The organism is Streptomyces sp. NPDC007901, from assembly GCF_042959465.1.
Taxonomy (GTDB): Bacteria; Actinomycetota; Actinomycetes; order Streptomycetales; family Streptomycetaceae; genus Streptomyces.
Window position 1 is genome coordinate 36,594 of record NZ_JBIBKW010000001.1, and the last position, 18,237, is coordinate 54,830.

18 protein-coding genes are annotated in these 18,237 nt (G+C 71.8%); 8 read left to right on the forward strand and 10 right to left on the reverse strand.

The window, feature by feature from the left end:
* Positions 1 to 106: 106 nt before the first annotated feature.
* A complete protein-coding gene (locus tag ACFZDK_RS00200; protein ID WP_390968264.1) occupies positions 107 to 961 on the reverse strand; it encodes a DUF3558 domain-containing protein in 855 nt (284 codons plus the stop codon).
* A gap of 228 nt (positions 962 to 1,189) precedes the next feature.
* Here ACFZDK_RS00200 and ACFZDK_RS00205 point away from each other — a divergent pair, with 228 nt between their 5' ends.
* A complete protein-coding gene (locus ACFZDK_RS00205; RefSeq protein WP_390968266.1) occupies positions 1,190 to 2,383 on the forward strand; it encodes an RtcB family protein in 1,194 nt (397 codons plus the stop codon).
* Positions 2,384 to 2,395: 12 nt separating this feature from the next.
* Here the strand turns inward: ACFZDK_RS00205 and ACFZDK_RS00210 are convergent, their stop codons facing one another.
* The 3 genes from ACFZDK_RS00210 to ACFZDK_RS00220 form a co-directional block, all read right to left on the reverse strand.
* Positions 2,396 to 2,563, reverse strand: a complete 168-nt coding sequence (locus tag ACFZDK_RS00210; protein WP_390968268.1) for a hypothetical protein — start codon at positions 2,561 to 2,563, stop codon at positions 2,396 to 2,398.
* Positions 2,563 to 3,321 carry an SDR family NAD(P)-dependent oxidoreductase gene (locus ACFZDK_RS00215; protein ID WP_390968269.1) on the reverse strand — a complete coding sequence of 253 codons (759 nt, stop codon included), beginning with the start codon at positions 3,319 to 3,321 and terminating at the stop codon, positions 2,563 to 2,565. Before ACFZDK_RS00215 ends, ACFZDK_RS00210 begins: the two co-directional genes overlap by 1 nt.
* Positions 3,322 to 3,488: 167 nt before the next feature.
* Positions 3,489 to 3,821, reverse strand: a complete 333-nt coding sequence (locus ACFZDK_RS00220) for a YnfA family protein (RefSeq protein ID WP_390968271.1) — start codon at positions 3,819 to 3,821, stop codon at positions 3,489 to 3,491.
* A gap of 108 nt (positions 3,822 to 3,929) precedes the next feature.
* On the opposite strand from ACFZDK_RS00220, the gene ACFZDK_RS00225 reads away from it, so the two are divergent.
* Positions 3,930 to 4,400 (forward strand): hypothetical protein, encoded by a 471-nt coding sequence (locus tag ACFZDK_RS00225; RefSeq protein WP_390968272.1) that lies wholly within the window; start codon positions 3,930 to 3,932, stop codon positions 4,398 to 4,400.
* Positions 4,401 to 4,427: 27 nt separating this feature from the next.
* On the opposite strand, the gene ACFZDK_RS00230 is transcribed toward ACFZDK_RS00225, so the two are convergent.
* A complete protein-coding gene (locus tag ACFZDK_RS00230) occupies positions 4,428 to 5,300 on the reverse strand; it encodes an alpha/beta fold hydrolase (RefSeq protein WP_390968274.1) in 873 nt (290 codons plus the stop codon).
* Positions 5,301 to 5,522: 222 nt separating this feature from the next.
* On the opposite strand from ACFZDK_RS00230, the gene ACFZDK_RS00235 reads away from it, so the two are divergent.
* The 5 genes from ACFZDK_RS00235 to ACFZDK_RS00255 all read left to right on the forward strand — a co-directional run bounded on the left by ACFZDK_RS00235 (position 5,523) and on the right by ACFZDK_RS00255 (position 11,059).
* On the forward strand, positions 5,523 to 6,629 hold the full coding sequence (locus ACFZDK_RS00235; RefSeq protein WP_390968276.1) for a CE1758 family FMN-dependent luciferase-like monooxygenase: 1,107 nt from the start codon (positions 5,523 to 5,525) through the stop codon (positions 6,627 to 6,629).
* Positions 6,626 to 7,216: a CE1759 family FMN reductase gene (locus ACFZDK_RS00240; RefSeq protein WP_390968278.1), complete on the forward strand. Its 591-nt coding sequence runs from the start codon at positions 6,626 to 6,628 to the stop codon at positions 7,214 to 7,216. The genes ACFZDK_RS00235 and ACFZDK_RS00240 overlap by 4 nt, the downstream gene beginning before the upstream one ends.
* A gap of 176 nt (positions 7,217 to 7,392) precedes the next feature.
* On the forward strand, positions 7,393 to 8,133 hold the full coding sequence (locus ACFZDK_RS00245; RefSeq protein WP_390968280.1) for a response regulator: 741 nt from the start codon (positions 7,393 to 7,395) through the stop codon (positions 8,131 to 8,133).
* A gap of 36 nt (positions 8,134 to 8,169) precedes the next feature.
* Complete coding sequence (locus ACFZDK_RS00250) at positions 8,170 to 9,591, forward strand: ATP-binding protein (protein WP_390970022.1); 1,422 nt, start codon at positions 8,170 to 8,172, stop codon at positions 9,589 to 9,591.
* A gap of 166 nt (positions 9,592 to 9,757) precedes the next feature.
* On the forward strand, positions 9,758 to 11,059 hold the full coding sequence (locus ACFZDK_RS00255) for an ArgE/DapE family deacylase (protein WP_390968282.1): 1,302 nt from the start codon (positions 9,758 to 9,760) through the stop codon (positions 11,057 to 11,059).
* On the opposite strand, the gene ACFZDK_RS00260 is transcribed toward ACFZDK_RS00255, so the two are convergent.
* Together ACFZDK_RS00260 and ACFZDK_RS00265 are read right to left on the reverse strand one after the other, a co-directional pair.
* Entirely contained in the window at positions 11,054 to 12,853 is a 1,800-nt protein-coding gene (locus ACFZDK_RS00260; protein ID WP_390968284.1) for a phosphatidylglycerol lysyltransferase domain-containing protein, read from the reverse strand. The genes ACFZDK_RS00255 and ACFZDK_RS00260 overlap by 6 nt on opposite strands.
* A gap of 131 nt (positions 12,854 to 12,984) precedes the next feature.
* Entirely contained in the window at positions 12,985 to 13,248 is a 264-nt protein-coding gene (locus tag ACFZDK_RS00265) for a hypothetical protein (RefSeq protein WP_390968286.1), read from the reverse strand.
* Positions 13,249 to 13,326: 78 nt separating this feature from the next.
* Here ACFZDK_RS00265 and ACFZDK_RS00270 point away from each other — a divergent pair, with 78 nt between their 5' ends.
* A complete protein-coding gene (locus tag ACFZDK_RS00270; RefSeq protein ID WP_390968288.1) occupies positions 13,327 to 14,157 on the forward strand; it encodes a M55 family metallopeptidase in 831 nt (276 codons plus the stop codon).
* 15 nt (positions 14,158 to 14,172) lie between these two features.
* On the opposite strand, the gene pstB is transcribed toward ACFZDK_RS00270, so the two are convergent.
* The 3 genes from pstB to ACFZDK_RS00285 form a co-directional block, all read right to left on the reverse strand.
* Entirely contained in the window at positions 14,173 to 15,069 is an 897-nt protein-coding gene (pstB, locus tag ACFZDK_RS00275) for a phosphate ABC transporter ATP-binding protein PstB (RefSeq protein WP_390968290.1), read from the reverse strand.
* 12 nt (positions 15,070 to 15,081) lie between these two features.
* On the reverse strand, positions 15,082 to 15,996 hold the full coding sequence (locus ACFZDK_RS00280) for a sortase domain-bontaining protein (protein ID WP_390968292.1): 915 nt from the start codon (positions 15,994 to 15,996) through the stop codon (positions 15,082 to 15,084).
* Between the two features lie 91 nt (positions 15,997 to 16,087).
* A complete protein-coding gene (locus tag ACFZDK_RS00285) occupies positions 16,088 to 18,079 on the reverse strand; it encodes an Ig-like domain repeat protein (protein WP_390968294.1) in 1,992 nt (663 codons plus the stop codon).
* Positions 18,080 to 18,237: the final 158 nt, after the last annotated feature.

Here is an 18,237-nt window from a genome sequence, read left to right on the forward strand (position 1 = left end):
TCCTGCGGTCGGATCGGGTCCGAGGGGCCACGGTACGCGGTGAGGGAGCTGTGCGGTTTTGGTTCGCCTGCTTTGCGGACGGGGTGCGGACGGCGGGCCCGGACGGTCAGCCGTTGAGGGCCTCGGCCAGTTGGGCGGCCAGATTCTGGGCCCTGTCCTGCATTTCCTTGCTGTCCGGAACGGTCCCGGTGGCCATCGGCTGCTCCTCGTACTCGATGGTCACCACGACGTTGGACGTGCGGAACACCACAGTCACGGTCCGCTGTTCGGCCGTCGAACCGGACGCGCTGAGCTGATCGTCGAGATACGCCTCGTCGCCGAGGTCGGCGAGGGTGCGGGGCTGGAGGGCGGCCGGGGTGGTGGAGGGGGACGCGGACGCCGAGCCGGAACCGGAGGCGGTGGCGGAGGCGGAGGGTGACGCCGGCGAGGAGGGCGACCCGGACGCCGACCCGGACGCCGACCCGGACGGTGGCTCCGATGCCGACTCCGACTCGGTCGCGGTCGGGGACGCGGACTCGGGGATGTCGGCCGCCGCCTCCATCTGCGTGTAGATCGTCTGCGCCTCGGTGTCGTCGCTGATCGAGTTGTCGTACGACACCACGCGCTCGAAGTCGACGGAGAGCCGGTCGGTGGCGTCGCTGGACTCGACCTTCCAGCGGCAGCCGACCTTGCGGTCGGTGTCGTAGGTGAGCGTGGCGTCGCCCGCGTAGGCCTTGTCGCGCTGCGTCTCGTCGGTGATCTGGGCGATACCGGGGAGCAGGGAGTCCAGGGTGTCGTGGCTGACCGCGCCGCAGGCCTCGGGGAGGGTGCGGTACTTGCCGGGCTGGGCGGCGACGGTGGAGGTGCCGGTGTCCGCGTTCTTGTCGCTGGTGTCGTCGCCCCCGCTGGAACCGCTCGTGCAGCCGGCCAGCAGGGCCGCGAGAAGCGCGGCGGTGCCGGTTACGTACGCCTTCCGCTGCACGGTCAGGCTCCCTTCCGTTCACTGGGTCGCTCGGTCCTGCTCCAGTGTCCCCGCTGGTTATTCGCTTGCCGCAGCGGGGAGTCCCCTGGAGACAATGTGTATCGCACGCACTGCTGTGAACGCCGGTCCCTTGTCTGATTTCAGCGACCTTGGCACTGCATTTGCGTTTAATGTCATTAATTCTGTTTGTCCTTTTTGGTGTGCTGTTCGCGGGGGAATGAGGAAGTCATGTCGTACGTGGAGATACCGGGTGCGAAGGTGTCGATCCGGATGTGGACCGACCCGGCGACGGTCGAGGACGTGGCGCTCCAGCAGCTGCGCAACGTCGCGACCCTGCCGTGGATCAAGGGCCTCGCCGTCATGCCGGACGTCCACTACGGCAAGGGCGCCACGGTCGGCTCCGTCATCGCGATGCAGGGCGCGGTGTGCCCGGCCGCGGTCGGCGTCGACATCGGCTGCGGCATGTCCGCGGTGAAGACGTCCCTCACGGCCAACGACCTGCCGGGCGATCTCTCGCGGCTCCGCTCCAAGATCGAGCAGGCGATTCCGGTGGGGCGCGGCATGCACGCCGATCCGGTGGAGCCGGGGGACTTCCACGGGCTGGCCACGGCCGGGTGGGGGGAGTTCTGGGGGCGGTTCGACGGGGTCGCCGATGCGGTCAAGTTCCGTCAGGAACGGGCGCATCAGCAGATGGGAACGCTCGGGTCGGGCAACCACTTCGTCGAAGTCTGCACGGATACGACCGGTGCGGTGTGGCTGATGCTGCACTCCGGTTCCCGGAACATCGGCAAGGAACTCGCCGAACACCACATCGGCGTGGCCCAGAAGCTCCCGCACAACCAGGGCCTGGTCGACCGCGACCTCGCCGTCTTCGTCGCGGACACCCCGCAGATGGCGGCGTACCGCAACGACCTGTTCTGGGCGCAGGAGTACGCGAAGTACAACCGCACGCTGATGATGGCGCTCCTCAAGGACGTGATCCGTAAGGAGTTCAAGAAGGCCAGGCCGGTCTTCGAGCCGGAGATCAGCGCCCACCACAACTACGTCGCCGAGGAGCGCTACGACGGGATGGACCTGCTGGTCACCCGCAAGGGCGCGATCCGGGCGGGGAGTGGGGAGTTCGGGATCATCCCGGGGTCCATGGGCACCGGTTCGTACATCGTGAAGGGCCTCGGCAACCCGCTGTCCTTCAACTCGGCCTCGCACGGCGCCGGCCGGCGGATGAGCCGCAACGCGGCCAAGCGCCGGTTCTCGACCCGGGACCTGGAGGAGCAGACCCGGGGCGTGGAATGCCGCAAGGACTCCGGTGTCGTGGACGAGATCCCGGGCGCTTACAAGTCGATCGACCAGGTCATCGAGCAGCAGCGGGACCTCGTCGAGGTCGTCGCGAAGCTCAAGCAGGTCGTCTGCGTCAAGGGGTGACCGCGCGGTCCGTCACTTCGCGTGGCGGACCGCGTAGATCATCACGAACGCGACGATGTGGATGCCGAAGAGGAAGTAGGCCAGGAAGTACCAGACCTGGCGTTCGTTCCTGGTCTCCTGCTTCAGGCGGGCTTGTTCCAGGTCCTGTTCCACGGCGGCCGCCGGGTCCTCGTCCGGCATCACAGGTCCCGGTGGACCTTGGTGTTGGAGGCCTGGGCGCGGGGGCGGACCACGAGGAGGTCGATGTTGACGTGGCTGGGGCGGGTGACCGTCCAGGTGATGGTGTCGGCCACGTCGTCGGCGGTGAGGGGCTCGGCGACGCCCTGGTAGACCTTGGCCGCCTTCTCCTCGTCGCCGCCGAAGCGGGTCAGCGCGAACTCGTCCGTCTTGACCATGCCCGGGGCGATCTCGATCACCCGGACCGGCTTGCCGACGATCTCCAGGCGGAGGGTCTCGGCGAGGACGTGTGCGCCGTGCTTGGCGGCGACGTAGCCGGCGCCGCCCTCGTAGGTGCCGTGGCCGGCCGTGGAGGAGACCACGACCACCGTGCCGTCGCCGCTCGCCTCCAGCTTGGGGAGCAGGGCCTGGGTGAGGTTCAGGGTGCCGATGACGTTCGTCTCGTACATCGTGCGCCAGTCGGCCGGGTCGCCGGTGGCCACCGGGTCGGCGCCGAGGGCTCCGCCGGCGTTGTTGACGAGGACGGCGACCGCCTTGAAGGCCGTCGCGAACTCGTCGACCGCCTCGCGGTCCGTCACGTCGAGGGGGTAGGCCGTGGCCTCGCCGCCGGCCTCGTTGATCTCCTTGGCCAGCGCCTCGACGCGGTCCTCGCGGCGGGCGGTGAGGACCACGCGGTAGCCGGCGGCGGCGAGCTGCCGGGCGGTGGCGGCGCCGATTCCGCTGCTCGCGCCGGTGACGACCGCGATGCGGGATGGGGCCATGGGTTGCTCCTCAGCGGGGTTGGGAGTGCGGGTCGGTCTGTGGCAAGGATAGGTGGGGGGTGGTTTCGGTTGTTCGGCGGCTGCGGGGCGGTGGGGGTCGCTCGCGCCCACGCGGCGGAGCCGCACATCGGACACAGCCCCGCGCCCCTGGGTAGGGAGCCTTGCCGTCAGCTTCTGGGGGCCCACATGATCACTGCCATTCCCGCCAGGCAGATCGCCGCGCCCGTGAGGTCCCAGCGGTCCGGGCGGTAGCCGTCGGCGATGGCGCCCCAGAGAATGGAGCCAGCGACGAAGATGCCGCCGTAGGCCGCCAGGATGCGGCCGAAGTGGGCGTCGGGCTGGAAGGTGGCGACGAAGCCGTAGGCGCCGAGGGAGAGGATGCCGCCGGCGATCCAGAGCCAGCCGCGGTGTTCCCGTACGCCCTGCCAGACCAGCCAGGCGCCGCCGATCTCGAAGAGGGCGGCGACGACGAAGAGGGCGGCGGAGCGGAGGATCAGCATGCTCGCAGCCTGTCACGTGGGGGCCGCGTCACCTGTTGGGAGGTAACCGGGGTGGGGCCCTGGTGGCATACATCCGTAGGACTGTCGGAGTCGGACGGGACGGATGGCATGGCGATGCGGCGATACGGGCTTGCGGTGGTCGGTGCGGTGGCGGCTGGTGCGCTGGTGCTGGGGACGGGCGGTGCCGCCTGGGCCGGGGACGCCGATCTCGAGGTGCACGGTTCCGCCATGATGAGCGGGGGCGTGATGGAGGTCCGGCTGACCCCGGCCAATCACGGGCCGGACGCCGTCGCCGCTGCCAGTGTGCGGCTGACCTGGTCGGCGGCGCTGGCGGACGAGCAGCGGTTGCCGGCCGCGTGCGCGCGCACCGGCGACCGGGAGGTGGTGTGCGGCACCGGGCCGCTGGCGGTCGAGCTGCCCGGCGAGCAGCTGGTGGTTCCGGTACGGCTGCGGGAGGAGCCGTCGGAGGTGACGCTGGCGGTGGACGTGGCCTGGAGCGGGGGCGTGGTGGACCACGACCGTACGAACGACAGGCAGCGGGTGCTGGTGCTGGCGACCGGGGACCCGTACGCCTTCTGAGCGGGGGCGGGGACCGGGCGGGGACGGTCAGGACTTGTTCGTCGTGCCCCAGGTGTAGTCCTCGGCGGCCTCGGTGATCAGGTCCTTGACCGCCTGTGGGTGGGAGACCAGGGACACGTGCGAGGAGTCGATCTGCACCGTCCTGCGGGCGTTGGCGCGCTTCGCCTCGAAGCGTTCCAGGTCCGGGTTGATCGCCCGGTCCTGTTTGCCGACGAGGGCGTACACGGGCTTGGTCCGCCAGGCGGCGCCGGTGAGCTTGTCCGCGAACGCCGACATCGCGATCGGACGCTGGGTGGCCGCCATGACGGCGGTCTGGCCGGCGGGCAGGTCCGCGGCGAAGACCTGGCGCAGTCGGTCCGGCTTGATGTACACGTCCGTGCCGGTGGTGCCGTCGGCGTTGCGGAAGGGCACCTGCTGGAGCGCCTGGGTGAGCGGAGCGGGGGCGAACTTGGCGGCGAGGACGGCCTGTGACTCCCCGGCGTCGGGCATGATCGCGTTGATGTAGACGAGGGCCTTGACGTTGTCGTTTCCGACGGCGGCCTGGGAGATCACCTCTCCGCCGTAGGAATGGCCGGCCAGGATGATCGGTCCCGTGACGGACTTCAGGAAGCTCGCGAGGTAGGCCGAGTCCTGGGCGACACCGCGGAGCGGGTTGGCCGGTGCGGCCACGGTGTAGCCGTTCTGCTGGAGCCGTTCCACGACACCGTTCCAGCTCGACGCGTCGGCGAAGGCGCCGTGCACGAGCACGATGGTCGGCTTCGCCCGGCCGGGATCACCGCTCGGGCCGCCGGCCCGCGCGGTGTCGGGTGCCAGGACGGAGGTGGCCCCCGACAGGGCCAGAAGGGCCGCGCCCCAGCGGGCGATGTACACGGTGCGGCGGGACTCACGGGATATGCGCATGCCGGTCCTTCGGCGCGGGGGGCGTCGGCGACGCCCGGGATTCCAGCGTCGAGGACCCCGGTCGGCCCGTCCCCGTGGACGGGCCGACCGGGTGAACGCGCCCCGAGGGCCCGCTTCAGCGAGGGCGCTCTTCCGTGCCGTCTTCGGGGTGGGAATAGGTGGACGTGGGGTCTCGTTCTGTGGGTATAGTTGAATCGTAAACAACCTGGAGGGTGAGCGAGCATGCAGTTCGGGATCTTCACGGTCGGCGACGTCACGCCGGACCCCACCACGGGGCGGACGCCGACCGAGCGGGAGCGCATCAAGGCGATGGTCGCGATCGCGCTGAAGGCCGAGGAGGTCGGTCTGGACGTGTTCGCGACCGGCGAGCACCACAACCCGCCGTTCGTGCCGTCGTCGCCGACCACCATGCTCGGCTACATCGCCGCGCAGACGGAGCGGCTCGTGCTCTCCACCTCCACCACCCTGATCACCACCAACGACCCGGTGAAGATCGCCGAGGACTTCGCGATGCTCCAGCACCTGGCCGACGGCCGGGTGGACCTCATGATGGGCCGCGGCAACACCGGCCCGGTCTACCCCTGGTTCGGGCAGGACATCCGGCAGGGCATCAACCTCGCCATCGAGAACTACGCGCTGCTGCACCGGCTGTGGCGCGAGGACGTGGTCAACTGGGAGGGCAAGTTCCGCAGTCCGCTGCAGGGCTTCACCGCCACCCCGCGCCCGCTGGACGGCGTCGCGCCCTTCGTCTGGCACGGTTCCATCCGTTCGCCCGAGATAGCCGAGCAGGCCGCCTACTACGGTGACGGCTTCTTCCACAACAACATCTTCTGGCCCGCCGACCACACCAAGCGGATGGTCGAGCTGTACCGGGCCCGGTACGCCCACTACGGGCACGGCACGCCGGAGCAGGCGATCGTCGGCCTCGGCGGCCAGGTGTTCATGCGGAAGAACTCGCAGGACGCGGTGCGCGAGTTCCGGCCGTACTTCGACAACGCGCCGGTCTACGGCCACGGGCCCTCCCTGGAGGACTTCACCGACCAGACCCCGCTGACCGTCGGCACGCCCGAGCAGGTCATCGAGAAGACGCTGGCCTTCCGGGAGTACGCCGGTGACTACCAGCGCCAGCTGTTCCTCGTCGACCACGCGGGGCTGCCGCTGAAGACGGTCCTGGAGCAGCTCGACATGCTGGGCGAGGAGGTCGTACCGGTGCTGCGCAAGGAGTTCGCGAACGGCCGTCCGGCGGACGTTCCCGAGGCGCCGACGCACGCGTCGCTGGTCGCGGCCGCCGCCGCGGAGAAGACGGAGACGAAGGAGGTCCAGGCATGAAGCTCGTCGTCGTGTCGGCGGGGCTGAGCGTGCCGTCGTCCACGCGGCTGCTGGCGGACCGGCTGGCGGCCGCCGTGGGCCGGGAGACCGACGTGCAGGTCGAGGTCGTGGAGCTGCGCGACCTCGCGGTCGAGATCGCGCACAACTTCACCAACGGGTTCCCGGGGCGGAAGCTGGCGGCCGCCCTGGAGGCGGTGACGGAGGCGGACGGCCTGATCGCCGTCACGCCGGTCTTCACGGCCTCGTACAGCGGTCTGTTCAAGTCCTTCTTCGACGTGCTCGACAAGGAAGCGCTGGTCGGCAAGCCGGTACTCGTCGCCGCGACCGGCGGTACGGCCCGGCACTCGCTGGTGCTGGAGCACGCGCTGCGGCCCCTGTTCGCCTACCTGCGGGCCGTGGTCGTACCGACAGGCGTCTACGCGGCCTCGGAGGACTGGGGCGCGGAGGGACTGGAGGACCGTATCGACCGCGCGGCGGGAGAACTGGCGGGGCTGATGACGGGCCTGTCGGGGATCAAGCCCCAGAGGTCCGACGACCTGCGGGTGATCCCCTTCGCAGAACAACTGGCGAAGCTCAGCGCCTCCTGAGGGGCGCGGGGCTGTATCGATGTGCGGCTCCGCCGCGTGGGCGCGAGAACCCCCCGCCGGCCGACAGCCAAAACTCAACGCCCGTTGCCTCTGTGACGGTGAGAGGCAGGTAAAAAGGGTGATCGTAGGCCCGCTCAGCCCGGCCGAACCGCCGGAGGCCTTGGCAGACTGGGTGCGTGCCCCAGACTGTGCTGCTCGCCGAAGACGACCGCGCCATCCGCCACGCCCTGGAGCGGGCCCTCACCCTGGAGGGTTATGAGGTGACGGCGGTCGCGGACGGTGTGGAAGCGCTGGCGCACGCCCACCGCGACCGGCCCGATGTCCTCGTCCTCGATGTGATGATGCCCGGCATCGACGGCCTCCAGGTCTGCCGGGTGCTGCGCGCGGAGGGGGACCGGACCCCGATCCTCATGCTGACCGCGCTGGTCGAGACCGCCGACCGGATCGCCGGGCTGGACGCGGGCGCCGACGACTACGTGGTGAAGCCCTTCGACGTGGAGGAGGTCTTCGCCCGGCTGCGCGCGCTGCTGCGCCGTACCTCCCCGGTGACCGCCGGTGGCGGCGGTGGCGGCGGTGTGGCCCCCGCCGAGCCCGGCCGGGAGCCGCAGATCTCCGACCGTCAGATCGAGGCCGCCGGCCTGCGCATGGACCTCCAGGCCCGCCGGGCCTGGCGCGGCCGGCGCGAGCTGGAGCTGACGCGTACCGAGTTCGAGCTCCTTGAGCTGCTGGCCAGGAACGCGGGGATCGTCCTCGACCACTCCACGATCTACGACCGTATCTGGGGCTACGACTTCGGCCCCGGCTCCAAGAACCTCGCCGTCTACGTCGGCTACCTGCGCCGCAAGCTCGACGAGCCCGGCGCCCCGCAGCTGATCCACACCGTCCGGGGCGTGGGTTACGTGCTGCGGGAGGACTGAGTGGGCCGTCTCGGGCGGCTGGAGCGGCTCAGGCGGATGCTGGCCCGGCGCCGGCCCAAGCTGGTCTCCCTGCGCACCACCTTCGTCGTCTCCTTCGCGGCGGTCACCGCGGCCGTCACGATCGTCGTCGGCATCCTGTCCTACAACGCCGCCGCCCGGCTGGTCCGCGTCGACCAGCAGTCGGTGTTCACGCAGGTCGTCTCGGACGTCCAGGACGAGGTGAAGACGCACAAGATGGTGCCGGAGGACTTCTCCTCCTCGCGGCCCGGACACGATCTGGTCCGCCCGGCCCGCACCGACGTCCAGGTGCTCGGCGCGCGCGGCGAGATCGTCGACCACGGCAGCCCGGTGCTGCCCGTCACCGCCGCGGACCGGGCGGCCGCGATGGCCAAGGACGCCGGGAAGACGGCCCAGCACAAGGACGTCCGGGTCGGTGAGGACCTGTTCCGGATCGCGACGGTCGCGCTCGGCGACGGCCGGGGCGCGGTGCAGGTGGCGCAGGAGTTCAGCGACACCGAGGACCTGCTGCGGGCGCTCCAGCAGCGCACCCTGGCGCTGATGGCGGCGGTCGTGGTCGCCGCCGGGCTGTTCGGCTGGTGGCTGGCCCGGCGGATCACCCGCCGGCTGGTGATCCTCACCTCGGCCGCGGAGGACGTGGCCCGCACCCGGCAGCTCGGCATCCAGGTCCCGGTCACCGGCCTCGACGAGGTGGGGAGGCTGGGCCGCGCCTTCGACCGGATGCTGGGCCGGCTCGCGCAGTCGGAGGAGGACCAGCGGCGACTCGTCCAGGACGCCGGGCACGAACTCCGCACGCCCCTCACCTCCCTCCGTACGAACATCTCCCTGCTCCGCCGTATCGACGAGCTTCCGCCCGCCACCCGCGACGAGCTCGTCGCCGACCTCGGCCAGGAGGCGCGTGAGCTGACCGACCTGGTCAACGAGCTGGTCGACCTCGCGGCCGGGCAGTCGGACTCGGAGCCGCCGCAGCGGGTGGACCTCGCCGACATCGCGGAGGACGTGGCCGGGCTGGCCCGCCGCCGCACCGGCCGCGAGGTCCTGATCCGCTTCAGCGGCGACACGACCACGGACGGCCGCCCCGGCATGCTCCAGCGGGCCCTGTCGAACCTCGTCGAGAACGCGGCCAAGTTCGACCGGGACGGCAAGGGCCCCATCGAGATCAACGTCACCGGGCCCGCCCGGCCGGGCACGGTCCGCGTGGAGGTCCTCGACCGCGGCCCCGGTATCGCCGACGGCGACCTGATCCGCATCTTCGACCGCTTCTACCGTGCCGCCGACGCCCGCTCCCTCCCCGGCTCCGGCCTCGGTCTCTCCATCGTCCGCGAGGTCGCCATGGCCCACGGCGGAGCCCCCTTCGCCTTCCGCCGCGAGGGCGGCGGCGCGGTCATCGGCTTCACGGTGGGCGGCGGCTTCGCCGGGGGCAGCACCTTGCGCTCCTGAGGCACGGTCCACACGTCCAGGGTGCGAGCCGCGGGTCTCCCCGTGTGTGGACCGCGGGTCCGTGCCCCCGGCGCGTGAACCTCCGAAGCGCAGCTCCGCGCCCCCTGTTCGCGGCGGCCGCGCCGGGGTGATGATCGGGGCAGTGGGTGACGGTGGGGAGGGATTTGTGCTGAGCGATGTGGAGGCGGCCGCTCTGGCCCGTGTCGACGAGGAGGCCGTCGGCAGGACGCTGCTGGAGCTGATGGCGGTGCCGAGTGTGACGGGGAGCGCGGCGGAGTCGGAGTTGCAGCATCTGCTGGCCGGGCGGCTGGAGCGGCTGGGGCTGGAGGTGGATCTGTGGTCGATGGATCTGCCGGCGCTGCTGGCCGACCCGGAGTTCCCGGGGGCGGAGGCGGCGCGGGACGAGGCGTGGGGGCTGGTCGGGCGGACGGGCGGGGCCGACGGGCCGACGCTGGTCCTGCAGGGGCATGTGGACGTCGTACCGCCGGGGGATCCGGCCGCCTGGGAGGGCGATCCGTTCGTGCCGAGGGTGACCGGGGACGTCGTCCACGGGCGCGGGGCGTGCGACATGAAGGCCGGCCTGGCGGCGCACCTGGCCGCGCTGGCGGCGGTGCGGGCGGCCGGGGTGCGGCTGCGGGGACGGGTGGCGGTGCACTTCGTGGTGGGGGAGGAGGACGGCGGGCTGGGCGCGTTCGGGACCCTGCGCCGGGGCTACGGCGGTGACGCCTGCGTGATCACCGAACCGACCGCCGGGACGCTGGTCACGGCCAACGCGGGGGCGCTGACCTTCCGGCTCTCCGTGCCGGGGAAGGCCGCGCACGCCAGCTCCCGGGACGCGGGGGTGAGCGCGATCGACGGCTACCTGGCGATCCACCGGGCGCTGGCCGGGCTGGAGCGGGCCCGTAATCACGCGCCCTCCCCGCTGATGGCCGAGTACCCGATCCCCTACGCGCTCTCGGTCGGCACGCTGCGCGCCGGTGACTGGGCCAGCAGCGTGCCGGACCTGCTGGTGGCCGAGGGGCGGCTGGGCGTCCGGCTGGACGAGGACCCGGCGGAGGCGCGGGCCGCGCTGGAGCGGTGCGTGGCCGAGGTGTGCGCCGCCGACCCGTGGCTGCGGGAGCATCCGGCGACGGTGACCTGGCCGGGCGGGCAGTTCGCGAGCGGCCGGCTGGCGGAGGGGCACCCGCTGCGGGGCGTGGTGCGCGACGCCTGCGCGGACGCCAACGGCTGGGCGTCCCGGCCCCGGGAGCGCGGGGCGCCGTACGGCAGCGACCTGCGGCTGTACTCGGGGGCCGGGATCCCGACACTGCAGTACGGGCCGGGGGACGTACGGGTGGCGCACAGTGCCGAGGAGCGGGTGTCCGTGGCGGAGGTGGTGGCGGTGGCCCGGACGCTGGTGCTGACGGTGCTGCGCACGGTGGGGGCGGAGCAGGGCGGGGCCGCCCCCACGGCAGCCACCCCGTCATGACCTCCAGGGAACCGTGAGGAAGCCCTCCGCGCGGGCGCTGGCCAGGCCGATCCGCGGGAGGTCGCTGCTCTTCGTGAAGAGGATGTAGCGGGGCTCCCACACCGGGCGGTACTTCGCGTTGGCGCGGTAGAGGGACTCGATCTGCCACCAGCGGGAGAAGAAGGTGAGGGTGGCGTGCCACAGGCGCAGGACGGGGCCCGCACCGAGGCGGGAGCCGCGTTCGAAGACCGAGCGGAACATCGCGAAGTTGAGGGAGACGCGGTCGACCTTGAGCTCGCCGGCACGTAGGAGGAGCTCGACGACCATGAACTCCATCAGGCCGTTCTCGGAGTCGCGGTCGCGGCGCATCAGGTCCAGGGAGAGGCCGTGCTCGCCCCAGGGGACGAAGCTGAGGAGGGCGCGGGGGGTGTCGTCCGCGTCGCGGCACTCCAGCATCACGCAGCGGCCGTCCGCCGGGTCGCCCAGGCGGCCCAGGGCCATGGAGAAGCCGCGTTCGGTGGCGCCGTCGCGCCAGTGGTCGGCGCGGTCGATGAGCAGCGCGAGCTCGTCGGCGGGGATGTCCTCGTGGCGGCGGATGCGGACCGTGTAGCCGGCCCGGCGGACCCGGTTGTGGGCCTGGCGGACCACGCGCATCGCGCGGCCCTCCAGGGTGAAGTCGGCGATGTCGACGATCGCCTCGTCGCCGAGTTCCAGGGCGTCCAGGCCGTGCCGGGCGTAGACGGTGCCCGCCTCCTCGCTCGCGCCCATGACGGCGGGCGTCCACGCGTGGCGCCGCGCCTCCGTCAGCCACGCGTCGATCGCGCCGGGCCAGGCCTCCGGGTCGCCGATCGGGTCGCCGGAGGCGAGGCTGACGCCGCCGACGACGCGGTAGGTGACCGCCGACTTGCCGGTGGGGGAGAAGATCGCCATCTTGTCGCGGCGCAGGGCGAAGTAGCCGAGGGAGTCGCGGGCGCCGTGCCTGTCCAGCAGGGAGCGCAGCCGGGCCTCGTCCTCGGGGCTGAGCAGGCGGCGGCCGCGCGGGGAGCGGAAGCCGGCGTAGAGGACCAGGCAGAAGGCGGCGGCGAGGAGGACGTTGATGACGATGTCGGTCCAGCGGGGGGCGTGGACCGCGGTGACGTGGTCGGCGAGCGGGCCGACGCTGACGCCCCTCAGCAGGGTGTAGGCGATCTCGTCGGGCAGGGTGGCGCCGGGGAGCTTGTTCGTAGCGTGCACGAGGAGCGTGCCCAGGCCGCCGGTCACCAGGAGGCCGGCGGCGCCCACCGCCAGCGCCGTCTTCGGGTTCGACGGGTCGCCCACCGCGTTGAACTCCCGGCGGCTGATCAGCAGCGCGGCCACGAAGAGGCCGGTGAGGGCGACGGAGACCCAGTTGAAGAGATGGGCGCGGTACTCGTGCTGGGTGAGCGCGAGGACGTAGAGCGCGAGGAGGGGGGTGGCCAGGCACATGTTGACCACCCAGGCCGCCCGTTTGCGGCGCCGCATCACCAGGACGAAGAAGATGGCGAGGGCGGCCGAGACCAGGCCCGCGGTCGCCAGGTACGGCGTGAAGAACTGGCCGGAGTGGTGCGCGTGCTGCCGGTGCAGGTGGAGCGTGAGGCGGCCGTTGTTGTGTTCGTCGACCTCCTGGCGGAACGGGAGCGACATCACAGCCACTATGTTCAGCACCGCGATCAGACGCAGGTACCAGACGGTGGCGTCGGCGGCTCGCCTGCGGAGCGCGGCGCCGGGGTCGTCGCCGGGGGTGCGGCGGGCGGCGGAGGCGCGCGGGGGGTTCAGGGTCGACTGCTGTGCGGGCATGGGGACCGGTCACCTTGGGGACGGGGACGATGACGGAAGGGGGCTGACCCTACAGCCTGTAGGGTAATGGCGGGAGGCAGGGGAGTGACCTGCCGTGGTGCGGAAAACGGTGTGAAAGGGTGTCCGGCCTCTTACGGGCCCTCCCGCCCGGCCCGCCGCCGCGCCACCAGCACCCACGCCAGGTTGCCGATCGCCGCCCCGGCCGCCACCGCCGCCACGATCACCCCGCCCGTCGCCAGCCCGTCGCTGAACAGGTGCGGACGCCGGTCGAGGCTGTGCAGGCCGAAGCCGGACAGCTCGTACACGCCCACGGCCGCGACCAGCAGGCTTGCCACCAGCACCGCCACCGTGGGGGCGAGGTTGCGCCGCGCCTCCTGTGTGTCCGTGCCCTGCATTGCTACCCCCGATGAGCTGACGGGCCGCCGTGGCCGATGGGGAACCTACAATACGTAGGGTCCGGATAGCCTCAGGACGTGCGTATTTACATCAGCGTGGACATGGAAGGCATCACCGGGCTCGTCGACAGGGACGACGTGCAGCCGGGTGGGCGGGACTACGAGCGCGGCCGGGCGATGATGGCCGAGGACGTGAACGCGGCGATCCGCGGGGCGGTGGACTCCGGGGCGACCGAGGTGCTCGTCAACGACGCCCACGGGCCGATGCGCAACCTGCTCCCCGAGGCCCTGCACCCGGCGGCCCGCCTGGTCCGCGGCAAGCCGAAGCGGATGCTCATGCTGGAGGGGCTCACCGAGGAGTCGGACGCGGCGATATTGGTCGGCTACCACTCCCGGGCCGGCGCCCTCGGCGTCCTCAGCCACAGCTTCATGGGCCACGAGATCGAGGACATGTGGCTGGACGGCAGGCCCGTCGGCGAGATCGGGCTGGCGCACGCCACCGCCGCCGCGCTCGGCGTCCCCGTCGTGGCCCTCACGGGTGACGACGCGGCGTGCGCCGAGATGACGGCATGGGACGAATCGGTCGTCACCGTCCCCGTGAAGTACGCCCGGGACCGGTTCGCCGCCGAGCTGCGCCCGGCCGGGGAGGCCCGCCGGGCGATCGAGGAGGCGGTCGCCGAGGCCCTCTCGCCCGCGCCGAAGCGGCCCGCCGCGCCCGAGGGCGAGTCGGTCCTCACCGTGCGCTGGCAGTCCGCCTCGGTCCCGGCCGTCCTCCTCGGCATCCCGGGGGTGACGGCCACGGACAGCCGCACCGTACAGGCCCGTGGCCTGCTCCCGGCGCTCTACCTGCAGTTCGGCGTCTGGATGCGGGTGGCGTCCTCGCTCACCAACCAGCCGCCGTACTGCTGACCCCCCGGCGCGAACTCAGCCGAAGCGGCCGGCCACGTAGTCGGCCGTCCGCTGGTCCTCCGGAGAGTTGAAGACGGTCTCGGTGGCGCCGTGCTCGACGATGCCGCCCGGGGTGCCCTGCTCGGCCAGGAAGAACGCGCACTGCTGGGAGACGCGCGCGGCCTGCTGCATGTTGTGGGTGACGATCACGATCGTCACCTGGCCGGCCAGGTCGTGGATGGTCTCCTCCACCCGGCGGGTGGAGGTGGGGTCCAGGGCCGAGCACGGCTCGTCCATCAGGAGCACCCGGGGGCGGACCGCCAGCGCCCGCGCGATGCACAGCCGCTGCTGCTGACCGCCGGACAGCGCGCCGCCGGGCTGCCGGAGCCGGTCGCGGACCTCCTTCCACAGGCCCGCCCGGGTGAGGGACTCCTCGACCAGCTCGTCCCTCTCCCGGCGGCCGACCTTCGTACCGGTCAGCTTCAGGCCGGCCACCACGTTGTCGTAGATCGACATCGCCGGGAACGGGTTCGGCTTCTGGAACACCATGCCGATCCGGCGGCGGGCGTCGGTCAGCCGCCAGGACGCGTCGTAGATGTCCTCGCCCTCGAAGAGCACCTCGCCGCCGAACTGCGCCGAGGGGATCATCTCGTGCATCCGGTTCAGGGTGCGCAGGAACGTCGACTTGCCGCAGCCGGACGGACCGATGAGCGCGGTGACCTCGCCCGCGGGCATGGTCAGCGACACCCGGCTGAGCACCTGGTGGGAGCCGAACCAGGCGGAGACGGCACGGGCTTCGAGGGTGGCGGGGGCGGGGCCGTCCGCCCCGGGGGCGGGCAGCACGGCGGTGTCGGTCGGCGCGGGGTCGGCCGCCTCGGGGGCGGTGGCCGCGGTCTCGGTGGTCGCGGTGTCGGTCGTCGCGGTCTCGGTCATCTCATTCACCTGTCACAGCAGATTCGGCAGCAGTTCGGTGGTGCGCGTCGCGACCTGGAGGCCGAGCACGGCGACGACCGGGGCGAAGACGATCCATGTCTGGTGGCGGCCCCAGCGGTGCCAGGCCCAGACGGCGGCGACCGCCGTCAGCAGCAGTGCCTGCAGCCACATCACCAGCGGCCACGGCATCCCGGAGGGCCGCGCCAGGGGTTCCTCGGAGGCCGGGAGCGTACCGGCCCGGATCACGGCCGCCGGCGTCTGGAACGTGTCGGAGACCAGGTCGGCGTCGACGCGCAGGACGCCCGAGGGCATGAACTTCGGGCCCGTCGCCGTGATCAGCACCAGCCGGCTCTTCCCGGAGGCGAGCGCGGTCGGCGCCGGGTCACCGGCCCGTCGTACGTCGATGACCAGGTACTTCGCCTTGCCCTGGCCGGTGATCACGGTGAAGGTGTCGCCGGAGGTCAGCTCGGAGAGCCGGCCGAACGTGCCGCCGTACGCGGCCGCCCGGCCCATCAGCACGCTGGTGCCGGCCTGGCCGGGCATCGGGGTGTCCCGGCGGTGCCCGGGGCCGTCCGTCATGACGGAGGAGTCGGTGCCCTCCAGGACGACCTGGCTCAGGCCCAGCTTCGGTATGTCGACGATCGCGACCGGCGAGCCGGGGGCCAGCAGCTTGCCGTCCTGGTCGGTCTGGGCCACCGGGGCGGTGCCGAGGGCGAGTTCCTCGCGCAGCCGGTCGAAGTCGGCGTGCTGGGCGGAGTGTTGCTGCGCGCCGCTGACCACCAGCAGCTGGACGGTCATGCCGAGCAGCAGGGCGGCGAGACTGAGCAGTCCGCCGCGCGAGAGGTGGCGGACGAAGGTGAGGCTGCGGACGGGCCTGCGCGGCACGGCCGGAGCCAGAGCTTTTGGTGTCGGTACGGCGACCGTCACGGCGGCCCGCCTCCTTCGGAAAGATCGGTTCGGAAAGACCGGTGAGGGCCGCCGGGAGCCGCGTGAGGCTCCCGGCGGGCCCGTCAGACGGTCACTTGCTGGTGATGGTGAAGTTGGCGCCGGTCTTCGAGTTCACGGTCGAGGAACCGACGTAGAAGGCGTGCAGGGTGTGCTTGCCCTTGGCCAGCTTCGGCAGGGTGAAGGTGACCTTGCCGCTGCTCAGGGTGCCGGTGGCGATCACCTTGGTGCCCTGGTAGATGCGGACGGTGCCGGTCGGGGTGGTGCCGGTCGCGGTGACCTTGACGGTGACCTTGGCCTTGGCGGTGTGGCTCACCGAGGTCGGGGCGGAGGTGGAGACCGCCGCCGAGGCCTTGGTGACCTTCAGGGAGACGGTGGTGGACGACGAGTTCAGCTTGGAGCTGCCGCCGTAGGACACCGTCAGGGAGTGGGTGGCGACCTTGAGGTGGTTCGACAGGCTGATGGTGACCTTGCCGGTCGAGCTCAGGGTGCCGGTGCCGAGGGTGGTGGAGCCCTCCTTCACCGTGACCTTGCCGCTCGCGGTGACGCTGTGCGAGCCGGCGACGGTGACGGCGACCTTCGGGGTCTTGCCGTACGCGGTGGTGGCGGTGGCGGCGGTCGTGGTGCTCTTGTACTTGACCGCGCCGGTCCAGGTGGCCGCGGCACCGGTGCCGTTGAGGTTGTTGGCGGTGACCGTGGCGGTGTAGGTGCCGGTGGCCAGGCCCGTGAAGGAGTACGACGTGGCGGAGGCCGCGACGTCCTTGACGGCGACGACACCGCCGTCCGCGTCGGTCAGCGTGATCCGGTAGTCGGTGACCGGCAGCGCGGTGGCGGACGGGGCGGTCCACGACAGCTTCAGGCTCGCGTCGCCGACGGTGGCCTTGACGGTCGGCGCGCCGGGCACCGAGGCGTCGACGCCGGACTCCTCCAGGCCGCCGAGCTTGGCGTGCTTGGCCACGGAGATGGAGCCGTTGTAGGACTCGTTGACGAAGCCGAACTTGGCGATGACCGCCTCGGCCGCGTCCGACGCCAGCGCGGCGGTGTGGCTGCCGCTGGTGACGAAGACGTCGTACAGGTCCTTGTCGAAGAAGACGCTCGTGGAGTCGATCGCCCGGCTCGGGACGACGTTGTACACGTCGCGGCCGAAGGTCGAGTTGTCGTAGTAGGCGTTGACCGGGGACAGCTTGCCGTTCACCGTGGTGACCGGGCTGGTGGCGCCGGTGTCGCCGGGCAGCTGGATGGAGGCCAGGTGACCGCCGGCCGCGGCCGCGGTGGTGCTGTAGTCGGGGGAGACGCCGTTGTTCTGGGCGATCCAGGAACCGACGGAGAACGGGACGAGCGCGCCGTCCTCGGTCAGGGCCGCGTTGGCCTGGTTCTCCTGGACGGTGGTGACGTTCGGGGAGAGCGTCGCGTCCGTCAGGCCGATCGCCGCGAGGAAGAACTTGCGGGTGCCGGAGCCGGACTGCGGGATCCGCGGGTGCACGGTCTGGCCGTTCACCGTGGTGAGCGTGCCCGAGTAGATGTCGTGCAACTGGTCCACGGTCAGCGTGTCCAGGGCCGAGCCCTTGACCGCGACGCCGACCGCGTCACGCGCCATCGGGATGTAGGTCAGCGCGGTGCCGGAGGCCGACGGGCCGCCCGAGGAACGCGCGAAGTCGACCTGGCCGCTGATGGAGACACCGGCGCTGGTCGGGTACTTGTCACCGGTCAGCGCCTCGCTGAGGGCGAGACGGCCGTTGCCGGAACCGTTCGGGCGCAGGAAGGACGGGCCGTCCGTGCGGGTCTTGATGGTGGAGGTGGTGGAGCCGGTGCCGGGCTCGATCGCGTCGTACGACGCGATGCCCGCGCCGTTCGTCGACTTCACGGCGGAGGCGGAGTAGCTGGTGCCGTTGACGGTGTCACCGGCCAGGGCGTTCAGGACGTCCTGGGTGGTGTCCGAGCCGACGCCGACCAGCTGGCGGAAGGCACCGGCGTCCGGGTCGGCGACCGCCGGGGTGGCGAGGGCGAGGCCGCCAGCCACCACGGCAGCGGCGACGAACGCCGCCGAAGAGCGCAGATTGCGCATCGAGAGTCTCCTGACGAGAGCTTGCTAGCTGGGTGTTGCCAGAGGATCTGGCAGGGTGGTACGAGCCGTCCGCCCCGACTGCCTTTCGGGGCGGGCGGCCGTCTGTGGGGGAGCACTTGGCTCCGGTGGGGCTCTGACGCCCCTCGGGACGGCGCCCC